Here is a 16,738-nt window from a genome sequence, read left to right as displayed (position 1 = left end):
TAGGTTTGCTTGATTAAGTATTTACCTTTTTTCTTCTGCTAAGTAGGCCAAAACCCAGTAAACCAGAGCCAAGAAGGAGAATAGTTGGAGGAATGGGAACCGGAGCGACTTGGACATTACAGTTGATGCTGAAGTGAGAGTCAGAATTAGAGCCACCTGAACCCTGTTGAACTGCATAAAATTCAAGTGTTTTAACAGCAGTATTGCTAAAGAGATCAGAAAAAATATGTCCCAGTCCATTATAGCCATTCTTGCCATCATAAGGTTCACCAGTAGTACTACCAGGCATTGCCTTTAAGGCAAGATTTTCCCCTAAAACACTGGAACTGAACAGGCCACTAGTACCTCCATTAGAAATATCCTGTGCCGTTATGGGATAGGCCTCTGCCAATACCGCACTTCCTAGAAGAAAAAATACCCCAACCAATACACTAAGAAGTCTTTTCATTTCTCTTCCACTCCTTTTTTATTTTTCTTAAGCCAAAAGCTCCAATTAATCCTGAACCAAGGAGCAAGATAGTTGAAGGAATAGGAACCACCGCTCCTTGCACTTGATAGATGCCAAAATCAGAATCAGCATGACCACCTGAACCTTGTTGAACTGCATAAAATTCAAGTTTGCTAACTGGAGTGTCCCCAAATGGATTAGAAATCTGCCAAAGACCATTATAGCCATTTAGCCCAGGGGATAAGTTATTTACACTACCTGAACCAGTCCAATTAGCGGTTGTGCTGTCTGTAACTTCAAAATAATAAGCTATTCCATCTGCCACAATTTTGGCCTTTTCATTTACCGTATCACTACGATTGCCTGACTTAAATAATAAACCGAGCTCCAGGTCGCTTAAAATAAAGGGTTTAGTAAATGTAATAGTGATACTCTCGCCATCAAGATCAATCTCACCACTTACCTCACCACTCTCGATACCCACCACATCTTGTTTATAATAAGCATCGCCACTACCACGCATTGCCTTTAAGGCAAAACTTCCTCCTAAAGCACTAGAGGTGAACAAACCACTGATACCTCCATTTTTAATATCTTCGGCGGTAATGAGAGCAGCCTGTGCTTCTACTATCATTCCCAGAAGGAAAAGCATGGCCATTAAGATAGCCATAAAATTTTTCATTTTTTCTCCTTTTGAAATATTTTAGTTTTCTATCCTTACGAATTTATAACTTATAAACTTTATCCCGTGTCCAAAACCTGGCCTATTTTCTACCCTTCTAACCACCTTTCCTTTAGCAACCACTCGGGTCTTCTTAGCCTCTTCAGAAATAATAGGAAGGTCAAAGCAAAGTTCAATCTCAGCGTCTTTTTCTATGAGATTATTAAGGATGATATAAATACCTCCGCCACTGATATTTTCACTGATACTGCTATTTTCTCGCATTTTGCCAGAGTGGTCCTTCCATTTTATATCCACTGGCAGCTCTAAATCAAATCTTTCAAATGACCTTCTCTCTTGTTTCATTAGATTAATTTAAAAATTAAATTATAACAATTTTAACACAATTTCCATCACAAAAAAGATGTATTTTGGGTTGTATTTTAAGGGGTGTATTTTTTAGGGAATATAAAACTTTAGTCCTATGTTCGACTGAGATTTTTGGAGGCCCACAAGGCCGCCTGTAACCTGTTAGTAACCTTAATCTTTTTAAATATTTTATTTATGTGAGTTTTTACCGTTTTTTCACTGATAAAAAGTTTTTGGGCAATCTCTGCATTTTTAAAACCAGAGGCCAATAGAATTAAGACTTTCTTTTCTTGAGGGGTTAAAATGTCTACTTCGTCTTTTTTTCTCGTGATTATCTTCCCCTGTAAGTTATCAATAATAATATTAGTGGACCTTCTGGTGGCCCATATTTCCCCATTATAGCATGATTTTATGGCTTGAATCAAGGTTTTTAGAGAATCCTTGGCACACAAAAATCCTTTGGCTCCCATTTTTATTACATTTAATTCCATATCTCCCCGGATATCTCTAAGAGAAAGAAAGATAATTTTTGCCTTGGGAAAATTCTTTTTTAGAGCCAAAATGTCTCTTTTAATGGTCATAGAATCACATTTCTCTAAAAAAAGAACTATATCCGAAGAAAGCAAGTAGGAATGGTGTTCTATTTCATCAAGACTAATTTTCCCTATTACCGATATTTCTTCTAATGAAGACAGATATTCATATAACAATTCTCTAAATATTTGATTATCGCTGACAACTAAAACCTTAATCATCTATACTATAACCAATCCTTTACATAGCTAGTAATCCTTCCTCTAGCAGTTCCAATTGACAAACTAAAACCTATTATTCCTCTATTTCAATGGCATACTAATAATAAAATAATGACTATATGTCAACTATAAAATATGCCCTAAATCCGTAATAACTTTAAAAGAAACCCACCTGCCTGCCGTCAGGCAGGCAAATGTAGTAAAATAAAGCAAATTTTTAAAAACATAGCTTCACCTAAAAGGTGGCCATGTTAAAGTTTCCATATTAAGACATTTTATTCCTTTTTAATTGCCTTTTTTATCTCCGCTACTTCCTTTTCTAATTGATAAATTTTCTGAATTTGATTATGTATTTTTTGTAAATCAATTGGAAAATCGCTTTCCTGTCTTTCTGTTCTTATCATTTCCAGGAGTGAGATAATTTTATACAATAAAAAAATTTCTTTTCGTTGAAGGTTATAAACAGTATTTTCTAAATTAGTTAAGCGTTTTTCCATATCATGTAATGAAGGGCCATCAGATTCTTTCATAACCGTTGTAGGACTTTCAGTTGTCCATAAAGATGGTTGTTTTTCCTCTGGTTGTTTTAACCTGTAAGGATACAATTCTTCAATGATGGTTTCTATAATTTCAGCTCCAATCTCCCGCCTTTCATCTGCAAATCCATACACTAAAGCCGCCTCACACAGGGTATTAATTATACGAGGGACACCTTGGCTGTGTTTGAATACAGCTTTTAATGCCTCCTCAGAAAAGATAGGATATCTTGCCCCTGCCAATTTAAGTCTATGTTTTATGTAATCCTTGGTTTCTTGTTCATTCAGGGGGAATAAGTGATAACTTAGACTCACCCGTTGTAAAAATTGCTCTAAAGAGGGATGTAATAATTTTTCTCTCAAGGGAGGTTGTCCTACTAATATTATCTGAATAAGAAATTCTTTTTCTGTCTGTAAGTTTGAAATCATCCTGATTTCTTCAAGGACAGCAGATGGTAGATTTTGGGCCTCATCTACAATAAGCACCACTTGCTGTCTAGAGGCATATTTTTCAATTAAGAAATGGTGCAAATGGTTCAGCAAATCAGCCTTGGTTTCTTCTTTACTATATTCAATACCTAATTCTTGTAAAAGCATTTGTAAAAATTCCTTTGATTCCACATTGGTATTAGAAATAACAGCAGTAATGATTTTTTTCTCTAACTGGCTGAGGAACTTCTTAATCAAGGTGGTTTTTCCTGAACCGATTTCTCCAGTAATAACAATAAAGCCTACATTATTTAAAATTCCATATTCTAGATAATTAAGGGCGGTTTTATGCTTGGAACTCAAAAAGAAATAACTAGGGTCAGGAAGAAGCTGAAAGGGCTTTTCTTTTAGTCCGTAAAAATTAAGGTACATTATTCTGAATAATAATAAGAAGAGTAATATCCTGGTTTTTCTGGTATAGGTGCCTTGTTCAATACTATCCCCAGCAAAGGTTTTTCTTCCAGTAGCTCCAAGACTCTCTTTACTTGTTCAATGGTAGTTTTGTAGACTTCTACTACTAATAAGACTGCATCTACATACGGGGATAAGGTTAGGGCATCAGCAAATGTCAGAAGAGGTGGAGAGTCAATTAAGATATAACGGTCTTTATAACGATTTTTTACCTCCTGAAGCAAGCTTTGCATTTTGGGAGAGCCCATTATTTCTGTGGCATCTCCAACAATCTTACCTGCAGGTAAAATGACCAACCGTTCAAAACCAGGATTGATTAAACATTCAGAAAGGGGACAATCTTTTTCTATCAAGTAATTAGCCAATCCTTTTTGAACAGAAATTTGCAGAAGTTCAGCTATAGAGGGATTCCTTAAATCTGCTTCCATTAGGAGGACAGTTTTGGTGATTTCTCTGGCCAAGGTGATACTTAGATTGATGGCGGTTAATGTCTTCCCCTCACCTGGTAAAGCACTAGTAATAAGAAGGCAGTTCCATCCATTTTTTTCCATGCGATGTAATATTTGTGTCTTCAAGAAGCGGTAATATTCATAAGCTTCTTTAGATTTAGTAGCAGCAATAATCTTATTTTTTTCTAAATTTAAAAGGTCGGTGGGGATAACTTTTGTCTGAGCGTATGTTGGAGATAAAGGAATCTCTGGCGAAGGGGTCTCTTCTTTTTTCTCTCGCATTTTTTTTGCCTTTTCTAAGGCCTCTTCAATTTTACCCATTTTGCCTTACCTAAAAATTTTAGTCCACAAAATATCCAGTCTGATGAAGAAAATGTGAACGATGATGATAAAAACAATTATGGCCAGGGCGATAATGATGGCATAAATCCGTTTCCTTCTTTTCTCCTGTTTTTCTTCCTCTTCTGTTTTAATTTTAGGTAAAACCACTAAGACTGGAACATCGGTAATACTAGCAATGTCAGTAACACCTTTTACTGAACGGTCTGTATATTCCATTATAGAACCCATTCCAATACCTCCCCCCAGGGCTAAGATAAACCCTATAAGTATAATAGCAGGACGATTTGGCTTGTATGGTTTCTCCGGACGGTGAGGAGGGTCAATTATAGTCAAACGTTCTCCCTTTTGACTCTCTTCCAGTCCTTGGGCTGACTTGGCCTCCATCAGTTGATTCATTAACTCCCGGTATCTAGTTTCTGCATTGACCTTATCCCGAAGCATTTCCTGATATTTTCGTTCTACTTCTGGCATTTTTTCTAAGCGTTTCTCATAATCTTCTAACCTTTTTTTCAATTTTTCCCTCTGTTGTTTTAAGTTTTTGATTTCTATCTCTGTAGATGAAATTTGGGTAGAGAGGTTAATATAGGCAGGATTATCAGGTTCTTTGGCTATAGTAGTATTTGTGTTTTTTGAAACGTCCTCTATTTCCTTTTCTAAAGAGGCAATCTCCCGTTTAATTTTCTTTACATCAGGGTGTTTTTCAGAAAAACGTCCCCTTAATTCCACTAAACGAGCCTTCAGATTTTTTAATCTTTTAACCTTATCTGGTAAACTTTCCTTGTTCTTAACCTCATTTTTTAGTTTTTCTATCTCCCGTTTGACCTTTACCACATCTGGATGTTTAGGAGAAAGAGTGGCCATCAAAGTAAGATATTGGCTCTGTAATATCTTAAGCCTGTCTTCTGGACCCAATATACGTTCCCCGGTCTCAGTAATTATGGATGAATATGGACTTATGGTGGCCAATTGCCCCTGTAAATAAATTTTTCTCTCTTCTAAGTTTTTTATTTGTTGGTCTATGTTATTTATTTCATTTTGCATTCTGCGCAAGGTTTCTAAGTTTAATTGCATCAATTCAGGTAGCTCAGCCAAGTGTTTTTCCTTAAATGCCGCAATTTTATGATCCAAATCTGCAATTTGTTTTCTGAGGATTTCCAGTTGATTTTCTAAAAACTGGGTAGTGCCTTTGGCCTTCTCTTCTCTATTTTTTAAATTCTCCTCCAGATATAAAGAGGCTAGATGATTGGCGACTCGCTGCACAATGTCAGGATTTTTTCCTTCATAAGAAATAGTAAAAGCTACTGTGGCAGAAACAGGCCTTCCTCCACGAGGATTGGAAGCTTCTGTGCTGATGGTTTCTAATTTAATGCTATCACGCATTTTTTCTACAATTTCATCTATGGTATATTTATCTCGTAAATCTGCATAGAGATTAAATCTATTTATTACTTCCAATAGACTAGGGCGACTCATAATCTGTTGGGTGAGGGTTTGAAGACGCTCTTCTAAATAGCCAGTAACTGTGCTTCTGATAAATTCAGGAGGCACTTCTTGTTCCTCAATAAGGATAGTGGCACTGGAGCGATAAACAGAAGGGAGTGAAAAGGCAATGATGCAAGTGGTAAAAAACAGTAAGAAAAATGGAATGAGGATGCTTTTTTTTCGCCTTTGAAAAATCCTGATATAATCACCTAATGTTTTTGGAACCCTTTCAGTATCACTCTGCATTTTTTATGTTACTCCCATAAATATTGCCCTTCCCACCTAATTCCCAAAAAAACCGTATTTCTATCAGAATGAATGGTGCTTTTATAAGAAGTATATGAATAATTTAGCTCTATAGCTAGATGTTTCGTTAAATAATAGTGTAATGTTGGTATGATATGCCAAGTATGGTAGCTATAATCACTGATTTCCATACCCATTGGTCTTGGATATTCCCCTTTATAGTAAGAGATATTTATTCTCCCTTGTAATCTCTCAGTAAACTTATTTACAAAATATATGTAAAATCTGTTTGTCTCTAGCTGGCCTGCCCAGCCACTGGGTAAGATTTCCCTGCGTGCCCCCAAGGTAAGTGAACCCCTTTCATAGGTTTTAGACAAGCTTGCATCAGCTACCCACCCCACGGTTTTGTCTTTATAGAGAATAATAAAAGGATACCACCAATATGTCATTTTTGAATTTGTATACCTCAATCCAATGAGAAAATTCATAGTAATAGTTTCAGAGAAAAGATAATTTATACCCCCATAAATTTGACAATTATGATAATGTCCTTCATAAATAGACTCACTGGGTTTAAATTTAACATAATTATATCCTGCTTGGCCTATTAAAGAAAGACGCTCGTTTTTTAAGAGATGTCTATAATTCAAATTAACTCCACTTACCCAGTAATCACTATAATCTGGTGACTGATAATTGGTGCGGGTATAAAATGGGGTAATAGTCAAGCTATCTCTTTCTGATAAGATATAAGTAGCAGATGGACTAAAGAAATAATTTTTTCTTATAGTTCTAATTAATCCTATCCCTGTTTCTGTCAACTCTGTTTCCAAGGTTGTGTCCTTTGTATACCTTCCATCTAGCCCAAGGCTCAGCCGCTCTGAACTCAAAAAACTGGCAGTAAGGGCATAAATTTGATCAGTAGTATTTAGTTGACTTTCATCAGCATACCTCTGAACATTTAAAGTAATTCCTCCCTTAATATCCGTTCGTTCAGTTTTAACATCTATATTCACTTCGGGTCTGATGAGGGTGATAAAATCATCTATTTCCACGGTGGAACACAAGTATATATTATCATCATACATTTCTCTCACGGCTATGGATGCATTTATTAACCTTTGCTCACTCCAGAGATAACCGGATTTGAATAGAAATAGAAACAATAAAAAAAATCTCCAAATAGAGCACTTATGGAACAACAATCACGTCACCTCTTTTTAGCAATATATTTTCTTCTAGGTGTTTCCCCTTGGCCACTTCTTTATAATTGAACTTTATTCTGATTTGCTTTCCATTTTGTTCCCGAAGGATACTGATATTATCTAAATCAGCAAAGGGTGAAAAACCACCTGCCATACTCAAGGCCTGCATGACATTTACTGATCTGCCTACTGTGTATGCCCCAGGTTTATTCACCTTGCCTATGACATAAATTTTATAGCTGTTTATACCAATTACCATAACTGTTACCACAGGGTCAGATATAAATTCACTGAGTTTTTCAATTATTTCTTTTCTTAGGTCCTCTACAGTGCGTCCTGCAGCTTGGATTTCTCCAATTAAGGGAAAGGAAATCTTTCCATCAGGACGAACAACCACTTGTTTGGTCAATGTTTCATCCTTCCAAACAGAAATTTCTAATATATCTTCTGGGCCTAAAAGGAAGCCTCCTTGTTCTAATTTTTCAACCTTTTCAGCCTTTTTAACAGGAGTAACAGGAGATAATGTTTTTTCTGAATCAAGCACTACTTTCAATATATTGTTTTGAGTAGAAATTTCATAAGGAGGGATTTGCTTTAAGTTAGAATCAATGACCAGACGCAACTTCCCCTTATTAATTCCCCACCGTATCTGGGAATAACTAGGGTTGTTTAAAGGATAAACTTTTGGGATTTTGCAATCAGACAAAGAAGTATCTATTATTAATCTAGTTGGTTTATCTGTGGTAAAAGAACGATACTCAGAAATAGGACCATTAGCTATAAGTTCTATTTCCAATGTCTTGGCTTGGGATTTAACTTGAATCTCCTTTATGAAAGTTCCTTTTTCACTGGCTGCAATTTTGCTAAAACTTATCACACAAAAATATATTATAAAACATATAGTAAACTTTTTCATGGCAAAAATGCCTCCTATTTGTAAAGTCATTTTTTATTATTTAATCTCTTTATAAACCTTCCTTGCCAAGCTTTTCTCTTCAAATTCCCCCTCACTCTCTATTACCTTTCTTAGCTCTGTTTTGGCCAAATTCAACTCCCCCTTCGCTTTATAAACCATCCCCAGATGGTAGTGATAAACAGGTGTAGAAGGCGCTATCTGGATAGCCTTTTTTAAATGAGAAATAGCCTTATCATATTGTTTCAAACGATAATAAACCCAACCAGCAGTATCCCAAAAAGTGGCTTTTTGGGGATATTTCTTTAATACCTTTTCTATTAATTTCTTGGCTTGTTTTATATTTTTGGCATCATTTTTATCTGCATAAAGGAAAGCCAGGTTGTTGGCAGCCAATACAAACTCAGGATTTCTCTTTAGGGCTTCCTTATAATAAAACTCTGCTTGTTGGTAATCCTTTTCTCTTTCATAAAAATTTGCCAACACAAACCAGGCCTCTGCCGCCCTATTGAACTTTTTTTCAATAAATTCTCTGTAATGTTTAGGGGCTTCTTTTCTATAATTTAAATAATAGACTGTGGACAGATTAAAATAAGCAGGTAAGAAATGAGGATTAGCCTCCAGGGCCTTTAAAAGGGCTTCTTCTGCTTTAGAAAGATTGTTTTGATTTATAAAAACTTTAGCTAATAAAACATAGATATTTGGTTTATATTTTGGGACGGTATCTAAATATTTTTGGCAAGCTGCTATAGCCTTAGAAAACGCCTTTTGGGCCACATAGGTGTTAACAAGCTGATAAAAGGCATCTATGAAATCCTTTTTGATATTCAGTGCCTTATTAAAATATTCTATGGCCTTATCAGGCTGTCCTTTAAGTCTCTGAACGATTCCTAATTTATAATTTGCAAGGACATCTCTTTGATTTATTTTTAAAATTTTTAAATATTTTTTCTCAGCCCTCTCAATTTTACCTTTATGAAGGTATAAATCTCCCAGTTTTAAAAGTGCCAGTGGTTGTTTAGGAGCTATTTCTAAAATTTTATTGAGCTCCTGTTCTGCTTGTCCCAAATCATTTTCTTTTATATAAACATCAGCCAAAAGATACCGTATTTCTAACGCTTTAGGGGCCAGTTTTATGGCCTTTTTCAACACCTCTTTTGCCAAAAGGGGTTCGTTGTTCAAAAGATGGGCCTGAGCCAGTAGATAATGTACTTCTGCAAAATTAGGCTGTTCTTCCAAAACAACCCTGAATTCACTGATGGCATCCAGTCCCTTCCCTTGTGCCAAATAATATTTACCTTTTAGAAAATGTGCAGTTAGATTTTTGGGTTTTTCCTTTAAGACCAAATCAATCTCTTGGTATGCCTGGTCATAATCTTTATTTTTCAGATAAATCCTAGCTAGGCTATTGTGGGCCTCATAAACAAGAGGGTCATCAGGTAGTGTTTCTATGCATTTTTTAAGTATTGAAACGGCCTTTTGACCCTGTCCCATTAAGATATATAAATTAGCTAATCTGAGATAAAGCTCTGCTTGTTTGGGTAAATCTCTTATAGCCTGTTCTAAAACGTTTTTTGCCCCTTCTAAATCTTTTTTTTCCATAAATAATCCGGCCAGGGCAAGCCGATATTTGTAATCTTTAGGCTCAGATTTTATTAGAGAATTTAAGATTTTTTCCCCTTTATCAAACTGCCCGGAGCGGGCATAAAAATTAGCCAGCAATATCTGTAATTTCTTATCTTCTGGGGACAAATTTATGGCCTTTTTATAATATTCTTCTGCCTGAGATAACTTTCCTTGAGTAGCATAAAAACTAGCTAGGGCAATATAAAAGTTTAAATCCTTAGGATTTTTTTCTAAACCTTGCTTAAGTATATTTTCTGCTTTAGAAAACTGTTTATTGGTGAAATAAATTTGTGCCAGAAAAACGTAGGCTGCGTAAGTTTTAGGAACAAGTTTGATCACCTGTTTTGAAATTTGGATAGCCTTAGAAAATGCCTTTTTGGCTTTATATACCCTAGCCTTTAACATTAAGGCATCTATATTTTCAGGGGCATTTTTTAGGACAAACTCTGCCTTTTCCAAAGCCTTTTCTGGTTTTTTACTTAAAAGATAGAACTGACCAATTTTTATCTGGGCATCATATAGATGGGGGTCTAATTCTATGGCCCGTTGGAAATTGGCAAAGGCCTCTGACCAATTTCTCAATTGATATGCACACAAACCTACCATATAATATCCTTTAGCAAATTTGGGGTCTATTTGAATAGCATTTTTGAACTCCAGGCGGGCCTTAACATAATCTCCCTTTTCAAAGAGCAGTTGACCCTTTTGAAAAAACTTATCCCTCCTTTCTTCCACACTACCACAGGCAATACTTAAGATAATAATCAGAAAAATGCTAAATCGGTAAAATTTCATAGAAAAACCTTATATTTTTTATCTTTGTAGATTTTTTATCGATTATTGTCAAGAATATGCAGGCTGTTTAAAAAAATCAGATGCACATTAAGACATTTTATTCCTTTAACTAACTCTACTTTTTAAAGAAGTTAACCTTAAGGTATTTTCTTATTCCACTTATTGAACGCCAAAAATCCTTAATTCATCCCTGCCTGTCGGCAGACAGGCCTGCCTGCCGGCAGGCAGACAGGGATGTTTTTAAAGATTAACGCCTAAATTTTGGGGAATGTTCAAATATAAAATTGTTGCAGGGATAACTTTGTAAATAAAGCATTTACAGCATTCAATTAAGAGCATAAAATAAAAAATATGCTGCGTCAAAAAATTCAGAAGTTAGCAGAAAGGGTCTTAAATATTTCAGAAACAGAGATAGAGAAAACAATAAGAAACAGAAAAATAGCCTACCAAAATAAATTTAAAGAAGTTAAACAAAAGGAAAAGGAAGTTAAAGAAATTGTGGATGAAATTGAGAAACTATATGATGAATGGAAAAATCAAGTAAGGCGTATTCCTAAAGATACTGCTAATATACTTTCTCAAGAAGTCATTGTCAAAATAAAGGAAATTAAGGCTCAATATTTGGAGGAAGTATTAAATCAATTAATAGAAAGATATGAGGAGAAAAAATATTCTACGGTTACTTTAGGTCTTCTTATTTCTCTTCTTTTAAATAGAACAGTAAATCAGTACATCAAGGAAGAAATGGAAAAAGGTAAAGAATTTAAACAGATTGAACCCATAAATGTTAATTTGAATACCAAAAAACTAAAGAATGCTATTTCTCTTTTGGGCTATGAAAATCAGGAAAAATCTTATTTAAGAATTACAGGAAATGCTGGTTCCTGGACTGCTTATTTTATGAAAGGTGGAAAGTTAATTATTGATGGTAAGGTTAAAGGTTTTAGTCTTTCTGCCTTTAGCCAAAACAATAAAGGCGAAATTTGGTATCAAGGGAAAAAGATTTGGCCTCAAGTTTAAACTTTATATCTTCCTTTCCATGCCAGCACAGTATTTTTTAAAAGCATGGCTACTGTCATAGGGCCTACACCACCAGGCACAGGAGTGATAGCAAAAGTCTTTGGCTCCACTTCCTCAAAGTCCACATCTCCACAAAGGCCTTGTTCTGTGCGATGGATCCCTACATCAACTACTACCCCTCCTTCTTTTACCATATCTGCCTTAATCATTCTGGGCCTTCCAGCAGCTACAATCAAGATATCTGCCCTTTTAGTATGAAAGACAAGGTCCCTAGTTGCTGTATGACACACAGTAACTGTGGCATTACCCAATGCCTTCTGCATTAAAAGCACAGCTAGGGGTTTACCTACAATATTGCTCCTACCCACAATAACTACTTCCTTTCCTGTAGTGTCTATTTCATTTTTATGCAATAGCTCCAATATACCTGCTGGAGTGCAAGGAATAAAAGTAGGGTTTCCCATTATCAATCTTCCTAAGTTGTATGGATGAAACCCATCGGCATCCTTTTCAGGAGAAATGGCAGAAACCACACTCTCTTCTGAAATTTGCTTAGGTAATGGTAGTTGCACCAACAGCGCATCTACATTGTGGTTTTTATTTAAAGAATGAATTAACGCTATCAATTCTTTCTCAGTCACGGTTTCAGGCAAATGGTGTAATTGAAAATCCATCCCTATTTTTTCACATGCCTTCCCCTTTGCCTTAACATAAGTAGCTGAAGCCGGATTTTCCCCTACCCAGATAACCGCTAAACAAGGTGGCCTTTCCACCTTAGAAATAATGGTTTTTATCTCACTGGCCAACGCTGCTCGAATTTGAGCTGAACATGCTTTACCATCAAGGATTTTTCCCATTATTTCCTCCTCTCAAGAATTTTTAATGTCAATATTTATCAATATACCCACAGCTATAAAATTAACCAACATAGCAGAACCACCATAACTCATAAAGGGTAAAGGCACTCCTACAACAGGTAAGAGCCCCAAGGTCATGGCAATATTAATAAACACTTGCCAAAAAAACAAAGCTGTAATGCCTCCTGCCAGTAAAAATGCAAAGGGATGATTAGCACGCTGACAGATTTTAATTCCCATCAAAATAAGCAAAAGATAAAGGGTTAATAATATAATACATCCCATAAAGCCCCATTGTTCTGCAAATACAGAAAAGACAAAGTCAGTGTAATGTTCAGGCAGAAAATGCAGTTGGGACTGGGTTCCTTTTAAAAATCCATTCCCCCACAGCCTTCCTGACCCAATAGCAGTTTTTGATTGTAAAACATGGTAACCAATCCCTAATGGGTCTTTGTGGGGAAATAAAAATCCCAAAATCCTTGCTCTTTGGTAATCTTTAAGCATAAACTTCCAGATAAAGGGCAAAAAGGCAATGGTTAAGCTCCCCATAACTAAAAGTATTTTATTGGACACCTTGCTTAAGATACATATACTCCCAAATAGGATTAAAAGAATTACTCCTGTGCCTAAATCTGGCTCTAGGACTACTAGGAATACAGGAATAACCGTCAATATCAAGGCCTTTAAGAATACCTTTAGGGTTTGACTTTCTAGCTTGGTTTCACTCAAATATTGGGCTATGGTAATAATGAATACTATTTTAGCCAACTCCGAAGGTTGAATGGAAATGGGACCTAAGGCAAACCATCTTTTTGTTCCCAATAAAGGAGGAGCAAGAACCAAAAGAGCAAAAAGCAACAATACAGTAATGGTATAAATATGATAAGCATAAATACGCAATTTGCGATGGTCTATTGTGCTGAATACCCACAACGTGATAAAACCCAAGCCCGTCCAAAATAGTTGTTTTTTAAAGAGTATAGCCTTTGGCCCCAAATAATAAGTAGCACTGTATAAATTAAGCAGGCCAATACTTACCAAGGTTGTGAGAACAAACAACATCTGACCTGAAGTGGTAAGGCAAAATCTAGCTATTTTCATTTAAATATGCCTCTATTAATTTGGTGGCAATAGGAGCAGCCGTAGCTCCACCATGTCCTCCATGTTCAATTAGCACTACCACTGCAATTTGAGGTGTTTTTACAGGGGCAAAACCAGCAAACCAGGCATGGTCTCTATGAGAAACTGGTAATTTAGAAAGCTTCTTTTGAGGTAAAGAAATCACTTGAGCTGTTCCTGTCTTACCAGCTATAACCACGCGGTGCGAGCGTGCATTATAACCAGTGCCGCGAGGGTCATTTATTACTCCTGCTAAGGCTTCCTTGATAAGCTTTAAATTATGGGTTGAAATAGGCAATTTGCTGTTTATTTTTGGTTTTGTTTCTTCAACGATTTTGCCCTTTGGTCCAACTATCTTTAACACAATTCTGGGGCGATAAATATTACCTCCATTGGCCAAGGCAGCAAAAAATTGGGCAATTTGTAGAGGGGTAGCCAAAAAAGAGCCTTGACCAATAGCCATGTTTAAGGCCTCTCCCTTTGGCCACTTATTAGGGGATGCAGGCACATGGCCTGAAACTTCTTCAATGCCAATACCGCTATATTGACCAAAACCACATTGTTTGGCATAATCTGCTAATTTTTCAATACCTAACCAAGCACCAAGTTGATAAAAGAAGACATCACAGGATTGAATAATGGCCCTTTTTATATCAAGTACACCATGGCCTCCCTTTTTCCAACACCGAAAAACACGGTCCCCAAAGAGAAATTTCCCTGGACAATTAATTTTGGTGTGGGCAGAAATGACTTTATTTTCCAAGGCAGCTAAAGCAGTAACTATTTTTAATATAGAACCTGGAGGATAAACTCCCGTGGTAGCTCGATTTTGAAGAGGATTTTGGGGATTATCTTTTAATTTTTGCCAAGTTTTTTTATCCATTCCATTCACAAATAAGTTTGGGTCAAAACCAGGATTACTAGCTAAAGTCAAAACTTCTCCAGTTTTGGGGGAAAGGGCCACAATAACACCTGTTTTGCCTTTAAGTAACTGTTCAGCATAGGCTTGTAATTTAGCATCTAAAGTTAAATATAGGTTATTACCTGAAATAGGTGGTGTTTCTTTTAAAACACGCCTGATGTGACCTAAGGCATCTACTTCTAAAAAACGTTTCCCTTTTTTCCCAGCCAGAGTGGATTGGAGGAGTTTTTCTATACCAATTTTGCCTATAAAGTCGATTGGCTCTGCTTCAGGCATTGACTTAATTTCTTCTGCACTTATAAGGCTGACGTAACCAAGAAGATGGCAGGCCAAAGAACAATGAGGATAAAAACGTAAAGGAATAACATGTATTTTCAAGGCAGAGAAAAAATAGTGGGATGATTCCAGAGTGGTTACTTCTTCCCAGGTTAGGTCTTTCTTTAAATAAATAGGCCTTAGGGGATATACTAAGCTTTTTTTAAGCATAGACATTATTTCAGAGGGAGATTTTTTTAAAATAGGAGCTAGGAATGAGGCATAAGACTCCAAAATATGCTTCTTATGAGGAAGTTTTTGAGGGTAGAGTAAAAGACAAAAACAAGGGCGATTAGTAGCCAAAATTCGCCCTTTTCTATCATAGATAACTCCTCTGGGGGCAGGAATTGATTCAATTTCCAGCCGGTTGTTTTCTGCTCGAATGGCATAGAATTCTCCTTTAACCACTTGGAGATGAAATAGACGAAGGATAATAATTAAAAAAAAACATAAAATTAACCAACGAAAGAGCTTAAGTCTTTTTCCCCAGTTGTCTAAAATACAATCTTTATTAAGGGACATCTTGAGTAAAAATATTATAAAATTTAAAAATAAGAGGGGCCAAACATGCCCCGCCTAAGGCAAAAAATAAAACTTCTTTCATTTTATATCCATTTTTATTTAAATCAAATATTATTTCCCAGCCATAACACCACCCATGTAAGAATAGAATGGTTAAAAAGCTCAATATCATCTGGTTGGGGAAATTTGGGATAAATTTGTGCTTAGTTTTGCTAATTAACCATCCCATACAAAGAAAAGCAGTAAAATAAGGCCCCAAGGTATTACCTTTATACACATCCAGTAATCCACCCCAAAAACCCAACCATAAATAAGGCTTATTTCCGAATATAGCTATGTAAATCCCTGATAACCAAAATAAAATAAAACTAAATTTGCCAAACCAACAAAAATAGGGGAAGATAGCCAATAAAAACCAAATCCCAGGCCACAATCCGAAGAATAAAAATTTTTTTTTAGTTTTGTCCATTAGGAAAAGACCATTGTGAAGGTTTTAATAAAACAAGCACTTCTTCTAAACAGCAAAAATCAACACTAGTTCTGACCTTTATCTTTTTAAATAGACCGGTTTTAGGCTCAGAAATGCTGGTTACCCTTCCCACCGAAAGACCTTTAGGAAAGATGCCATCTAAACCAGAGGTAATGAATAAATCATCTACTTTAACATCTTTATCCTTCATTATATATTTTATTTCCCCTGTATTTATCCCAGTGCCTATAAAAATCCCGTTTACTCTAGTTCTTTGGGACTTCACTCCTATTCGGCTATTGGCATCAATGATGGTCAACACTTTAGCATAGTGGGAAGAAAGCATGACTATTTGTCCTACGACTCCCTGAATATTCAATACTGGAAAATGTAACTTCAAACCCTCCTTCCGCCCTTTATCTATAAACACTAATTTAGGATTAAAATAAGGTGTGTAACTAATCACATTTGCACTTAAAGAAGGATATTTCAATTTTTGCTTAAGCTTCAATAGTGATTGTAACCTTTGATTGGCCAAAAGAAGCTCACGATAGAAAACCTCCTTTTGGTTTAATTCAGCCAATTTTTTTCTCAATTGTAAGTTTTCTTTTTTGACTTCTCTTAAGGCAAAGTATTCTTCTTTAATTTTTTGAAGATAATACCAACCATTTACAATTTGTTTAGTAATAGGGGCAGAACATTCCATTAAGAATTGGTTAATAAACTGAAATTTAAAATCAATAAAAATAATTAAGCTAACAAGAAAAAGAATACTTATTATTCTTTT

16 protein-coding genes are annotated in these 16,738 nt (G+C 35.8%); 1 reads left to right on the top strand and 15 read right to left on the bottom strand.

Going from position 1 to position 16,738, the window contains the following annotated elements; all coding sequences use genetic code 11:
• Nucleotides 1-13 precede the first annotated feature (13 nt).
• The 10 genes from HS1_RS09535 to HS1_RS09490 all read right to left on the bottom strand — a co-directional run bounded on the left by HS1_RS09535 (nucleotide 14) and on the right by HS1_RS09490 (nucleotide 10,727).
• Complete coding sequence (locus tag HS1_RS09535) at nucleotides 14-448, bottom strand: hypothetical protein (protein ID WP_066064515.1); 435 nt, start codon at nucleotides 446-448, stop codon at nucleotides 14-16.
• Nucleotides 432-1,130: a PEP-CTERM sorting domain-containing protein gene (locus HS1_RS09530; RefSeq protein WP_066064512.1), complete on the bottom strand. Its 699-nt coding sequence runs from the start codon at nucleotides 1,128-1,130 to the stop codon at nucleotides 432-434. The genes HS1_RS09535 and HS1_RS09530 overlap by 17 nt, the downstream gene beginning before the upstream one ends.
• Nucleotides 1,131-1,151: 21 nt before the next feature.
• On the bottom strand, nucleotides 1,152-1,475 hold the full coding sequence (locus HS1_RS09525; RefSeq protein WP_066064509.1) for a PilZ domain-containing protein: 324 nt from the start codon (nucleotides 1,473-1,475) through the stop codon (nucleotides 1,152-1,154).
• A 116-nt stretch (nucleotides 1,476-1,591) separates the two neighbouring features.
• Nucleotides 1,592-2,233, bottom strand: coding sequence for a response regulator transcription factor (locus HS1_RS09520; RefSeq protein ID WP_066064506.1), 642 nt, complete (start codon nucleotides 2,231-2,233; stop codon nucleotides 1,592-1,594).
• A 275-nt stretch (nucleotides 2,234-2,508) separates the two neighbouring features.
• A complete protein-coding gene (locus HS1_RS09515; RefSeq protein WP_066064503.1) occupies nucleotides 2,509-3,630 on the bottom strand; it encodes an ExeA family protein in 1,122 nt (373 codons plus the stop codon).
• A complete protein-coding gene (locus HS1_RS09510) occupies nucleotides 3,630-4,439 on the bottom strand; it encodes a CpsD/CapB family tyrosine-protein kinase (protein ID WP_066064499.1) in 810 nt (269 codons plus the stop codon). The genes HS1_RS09515 and HS1_RS09510 overlap by 1 nt, the downstream gene beginning before the upstream one ends.
• 6 nt (nucleotides 4,440-4,445) lie before the next feature.
• The gene (locus HS1_RS09505) at nucleotides 4,446-6,188 is read right to left on the bottom strand and encodes a GumC family protein (protein ID WP_066064496.1); all 1,743 of its coding nucleotides are present in this window, start codon (nucleotides 6,186-6,188) and stop codon (nucleotides 4,446-4,448) included.
• An 8-nt stretch (nucleotides 6,189-6,196) separates the two neighbouring features.
• A complete protein-coding gene (locus tag HS1_RS09500; RefSeq protein WP_156469444.1) occupies nucleotides 6,197-7,354 on the bottom strand; it encodes a porin family protein in 1,158 nt (385 codons plus the stop codon).
• Nucleotides 7,355-7,379: 25 nt separating this feature from the next.
• Nucleotides 7,380-8,309 (bottom strand): polysaccharide biosynthesis/export family protein, encoded by a 930-nt coding sequence (locus tag HS1_RS09495; protein ID WP_172793674.1) that lies wholly within the window; start codon nucleotides 8,307-8,309, stop codon nucleotides 7,380-7,382.
• 36 nt (nucleotides 8,310-8,345) lie between these two features.
• On the bottom strand, nucleotides 8,346-10,727 hold the full coding sequence (locus HS1_RS09490; protein ID WP_066064487.1) for a tetratricopeptide repeat protein: 2,382 nt from the start codon (nucleotides 10,725-10,727) through the stop codon (nucleotides 8,346-8,348).
• A 351-nt stretch (nucleotides 10,728-11,078) separates the two neighbouring features.
• On the opposite strand from HS1_RS09490, the gene HS1_RS09485 reads away from it, so the two are divergent.
• Nucleotides 11,079-11,747 (top strand): hypothetical protein, encoded by a 669-nt coding sequence (locus tag HS1_RS09485; RefSeq protein WP_066064484.1) that lies wholly within the window; start codon nucleotides 11,079-11,081, stop codon nucleotides 11,745-11,747.
• On the opposite strand, the gene folD is transcribed toward HS1_RS09485, so the two are convergent.
• Genes folD through mreC form a run of 5 tightly spaced genes read right to left on the bottom strand, consistent with a single transcriptional unit; the run spans nucleotide 11,744 to nucleotide 16,657 of the window.
• A complete protein-coding gene (gene folD, locus HS1_RS09480; RefSeq protein ID WP_156469443.1) occupies nucleotides 11,744-12,607 on the bottom strand; it encodes a bifunctional methylenetetrahydrofolate dehydrogenase/methenyltetrahydrofolate cyclohydrolase FolD in 864 nt (287 codons plus the stop codon). The genes HS1_RS09485 and folD overlap by 4 nt on opposite strands.
• Nucleotides 12,608-12,616: 9 nt before the next feature.
• On the bottom strand, nucleotides 12,617-13,705 hold the full coding sequence (rodA, locus tag HS1_RS09475; RefSeq protein WP_066064475.1) for a rod shape-determining protein RodA: 1,089 nt from the start codon (nucleotides 13,703-13,705) through the stop codon (nucleotides 12,617-12,619).
• Nucleotides 13,692-15,482 (bottom strand): penicillin-binding protein 2, encoded by a 1,791-nt coding sequence (gene mrdA / locus HS1_RS09470; protein ID WP_066064471.1) that lies wholly within the window; start codon nucleotides 15,480-15,482, stop codon nucleotides 13,692-13,694. The genes rodA and mrdA overlap by 14 nt, the downstream gene beginning before the upstream one ends.
• The gene (locus HS1_RS09465) at nucleotides 15,472-15,951 is read right to left on the bottom strand and encodes a hypothetical protein (RefSeq protein WP_066064468.1); all 480 of its coding nucleotides are present in this window, start codon (nucleotides 15,949-15,951) and stop codon (nucleotides 15,472-15,474) included. The genes mrdA and HS1_RS09465 overlap by 11 nt, the downstream gene beginning before the upstream one ends.
• The gene (gene mreC, locus HS1_RS09460) at nucleotides 15,938-16,657 is read right to left on the bottom strand and encodes a rod shape-determining protein MreC (protein ID WP_156469442.1); all 720 of its coding nucleotides are present in this window, start codon (nucleotides 16,655-16,657) and stop codon (nucleotides 15,938-15,940) included. Before mreC ends, HS1_RS09465 begins: the two co-directional genes overlap by 14 nt.
• Nucleotides 16,658-16,738 lie beyond the last annotated feature (81 nt).

Origin of the sequence: Candidatus Desulfofervidus auxilii (assembly GCF_001577525.1) — a bacterium.
GTDB lineage: Bacteria > Desulfobacterota > Desulfofervidia > Desulfofervidales > Desulfofervidaceae > Desulfofervidus > Desulfofervidus auxilii.
Note: the sequence above shows the minus strand (reverse complement) of the source record. Positions and strands in the feature narration are given on the sequence as shown.

Excerpts from the sequence above, each read along its gene's own strand:
- HS1_RS09535 (WP_066064515.1), bottom strand. The coding sequence starts at position 448 with ATGAAAAGACTTCTTAGTGTATTGGTTGGGGTATTTTTTCTTCTAGGA.
- HS1_RS09530 (WP_066064512.1), bottom strand. The coding sequence starts at position 1,130 with ATGAAAAATTTTATGGCTATCTTAATGGCCATGCTTTTCCTTCTGGGA.
- HS1_RS09525 (WP_066064509.1), bottom strand. The coding sequence starts at position 1,475 with ATGAAACAAGAGAGAAGGTCATTTGAAAGATTTGATTTAGAGCTGCCA.
- HS1_RS09520 (WP_066064506.1), bottom strand. The coding sequence starts at position 2,233 with ATGATTAAGGTTTTAGTTGTCAGCGATAATCAAATATTTAGAGAATTG.
- HS1_RS09515 (WP_066064503.1), bottom strand. The coding sequence starts at position 3,630 with ATGTACCTTAATTTTTACGGACTAAAAGAAAAGCCCTTTCAGCTTCTT.
- HS1_RS09510 (WP_066064499.1), bottom strand. The coding sequence starts at position 4,439 with ATGGGTAAAATTGAAGAGGCCTTAGAAAAGGCAAAAAAAATGCGAGAG.
- HS1_RS09505 (WP_066064496.1), bottom strand. The coding sequence starts at position 6,188 with ATGCAGAGTGATACTGAAAGGGTTCCAAAAACATTAGGTGATTATATC.
- HS1_RS09495 (WP_172793674.1), bottom strand. The coding sequence starts at position 8,309 with ATGAAAAAGTTTACTATATGTTTTATAATATATTTTTGTGTGATAAGT.
- HS1_RS09490 (WP_066064487.1), bottom strand. The coding sequence starts at position 10,727 with ATGAAATTTTACCGATTTAGCATTTTTCTGATTATTATCTTAAGTATT.
- HS1_RS09485 (WP_066064484.1), top strand. The coding sequence starts at position 11,079 with ATGCTGCGTCAAAAAATTCAGAAGTTAGCAGAAAGGGTCTTAAATATT.
- rodA (WP_066064475.1), bottom strand. The coding sequence starts at position 13,705 with ATGAAAATAGCTAGATTTTGCCTTACCACTTCAGGTCAGATGTTGTTT.
- mrdA (WP_066064471.1), bottom strand. The coding sequence starts at position 15,482 with ATGTCCCTTAATAAAGATTGTATTTTAGACAACTGGGGAAAAAGACTT.
- HS1_RS09465 (WP_066064468.1), bottom strand. The coding sequence starts at position 15,951 with ATGGACAAAACTAAAAAAAAATTTTTATTCTTCGGATTGTGGCCTGGG.
- mreC (WP_156469442.1), bottom strand. The coding sequence starts at position 16,657 with ATGGAATGTTCTGCCCCTATTACTAAACAAATTGTAAATGGTTGGTAT.